Origin of the sequence: Moorena sp. SIO4G3, from assembly GCF_010692305.1 — a bacterium.
Lineage (GTDB): Bacteria > Cyanobacteriota > Cyanobacteriia > Cyanobacteriales > Coleofasciculaceae > Moorena > Moorena producens_A.
This window is the reverse complement of the sequence record NZ_JAAHIG010000661.1, coordinates 1-2246: the sequence shown is the minus strand read 5'-3', so window position 1 is coordinate 2246 and position 2246 is coordinate 1. Positions and strand designations below refer to the sequence as shown.

General features: G+C 44.7%; 3 protein-coding genes. All 3 read left to right on the top strand.

Annotated elements, in window-relative coordinates; all coding sequences use genetic code 11:
- A partial coding sequence (locus F6J99_RS44330) for a hypothetical protein (protein WP_293123643.1) occupies positions 1-321 on the top strand: 321 nt, incomplete at its 5' end.
- Between the two features lie 150 nt (positions 322-471).
- Positions 472-1185: a hormogonium polysaccharide secretion pseudopilin HpsB gene (hpsB, locus tag F6J99_RS44325; RefSeq protein ID WP_293123641.1), complete on the top strand. Its 714-nt coding sequence runs from the start codon at positions 472-474 to the stop codon at positions 1183-1185.
- Between the two features lie 54 nt (positions 1186-1239).
- Entirely contained in the window at positions 1240-2205 is a 966-nt protein-coding gene (gene hpsC, locus F6J99_RS44320) for a hormogonium polysaccharide secretion pseudopilin HpsC (protein ID WP_293123638.1), read from the top strand.
- Positions 2206-2246 lie beyond the last annotated feature (41 nt).

The window sequence follows — 2246 nt, the reverse complement described above, 5'->3', positions numbered from 1 at the left end:
TCTGCCCACCCTACATCTAGATCTGGTTCCAGTTCCCCCCTGGTTAAGGGGGGTGAGGGGGGATCTGACACTCCCTGGTTGGTGGGCAGTGCCAACCCCAGCCTAGGACAAGCTAATGAATATAACTCCAGCACTGCCCACCCTACATCTAGATCTGGTTCCGGTTCCCCCCTGGTTAAGGGGGGTGAGGGGGGATCTGACACTCCCTGGTTGGTGGGCAGTGCTAACCCCAACCTAGGACAAGCTAATGAATCTAACTCCAGCACTGCCCACCCTACATCTAGATCTGGTTCCGGTTCCCCCCTGGTTAAGGGGGGTTAGGGGGGATCTGACAGGGTGCATCTCCTAAAAGCTGTTTGACCCGGTGGTGCGTTACGGGGCGGACTATCCCAAGACTGGCTACGGAGCAAAAAATAACGGCAAGTCCGCCCCTAACACACCCTACGCAACTTAAGAATTAAGACTTAAACCATGATTAATCCCCAGAAGCAACAACCCCTTTCCCAATCATCAGATGCTGGTTTCACAATCATGGAATCCTTGATGGCAATGATGATTATTACTATTCTCATGCTTGGCATCTCACCCATGATTGTCTTAGGAGTGGCCAATCGAGTCCAGTCGCGACGAGTGGAAATAGGAGTGCAAGCAGCTAGGGCTTACATCGATGGTGTGCGGACTGGAGCCATTGCTCCTCCCGCAAAGACGAAAAAGATGGAAGCCAAAGATATCTTAAAAGAAAGAAAGAAATTGGCTGAGGTTAAGGCTCCTGAACCACAGTTGAATTGTCCAACAAATATTAAAGACTATCCCTATTGCAAAAATAAGTTGGATAACAGTATTTACTGCGTAGACCTTGATGAAGAGGCTGGCTGTAGCAAGAACAGTTCCAGAGACTTAATCATTCAGGCATTTCGGAGTATCCCGGCAGACGAAAATGCCAGAAATCCTGAGACAACCTACTTTCTGGGGGTGCGGGTTTACCGAGCGGATGCCTTTAAGGATAAAGGTGAATTGACAAGAAAAAAGGATGAGGAGAACAAGGAGAAGGGTAAGGTGTATAAGGCGAAAGCCGGGGGGCCAGGATTAAGCGATCGCAAAGCACCCCTAGTGGAAATGACTACAGAAATTACCACAGGTACACCAAGTTATAGCCGTTTTTGCGATCGCCTAGGTTGTAAATAATCTTGTCACTAATAAGGTAACTACTATCAAATACTACTGACAGAAACCCCAACCATGATTAACTCACTCAGAACCTTTCTCGCCCATAAAGTTAAAAGCAACAAGTCTAAGATCAACCATGGCGGCTTTACCTTAATTGAACTCCTGGTGGCCATGATCGTTGCGGTGCTAATCATCGCGCCACTATTGAGATTTATGATTACTGTCCTAGATACTGACCGTAAAGAGCAAGCCAAAACTACTTCAGAACAAGAAATCCAAGCTGCTATCGACTATATAGCCAGAGACTTGGAGCAAGCGGTCTATATCTACGATGACTCTGGAATCCATAACGAAATCCCACCACTTGCTGGAACAAATGGTTGTAACCCAAAAAACAACTGTAAACCTGTGTTGGTATTCTGGAAGCGGAAGTATTTTGATAGAGAGGATCAGAAGGTAGATGTCAACGGCAAAAATAGAAAGATTGGGGACTTAACCGAGGGAAATGATACCTTTGTCTATGCTCTGGTTGCCTATTACTTAATTGAGGAAAAGACTGATTGGTTAGATATTGGTAAAATTGGTCGGTTTGAAATTCATGATAAAGTCATCAGTCTAGCTCCAAAAGAAGCGGCTGATATACCCGCTAGCAAAGGCTTTAAATCCTTTAATCTCAGCGAGCCAGGAAACACCCTCAAGGACAAGTTGAATCAGTGGACAAAAGGAGATGCTGCTTACGATACTCCAGTTCAAACCTTGGTAAATTACATTGATATAAGTCCCGAAGAAGATAATCAAAATAACCAACAAAATAATTGTCCAAATGACAACTATTTGCAGGTTCCAGAGAAAAGCGAAGATGGGTTCTATGTCTGTGTCGATTCAAAAAACAAAATCGCTCAATTAGTTTTACGAGGTAATGCTTTAGCTCGGATAACAACTAATGAAAAGCAATATAACTTCCTCAAGAAGCAGTCTAGCTATTTCCCTACCGTAACCATGCAAGTTGAAGGACGGGGTTTCCTTAATATTAAATAATATAGAAGTTTTTTAGGGAGTCGGGAGTCGGGAGTCGGGAG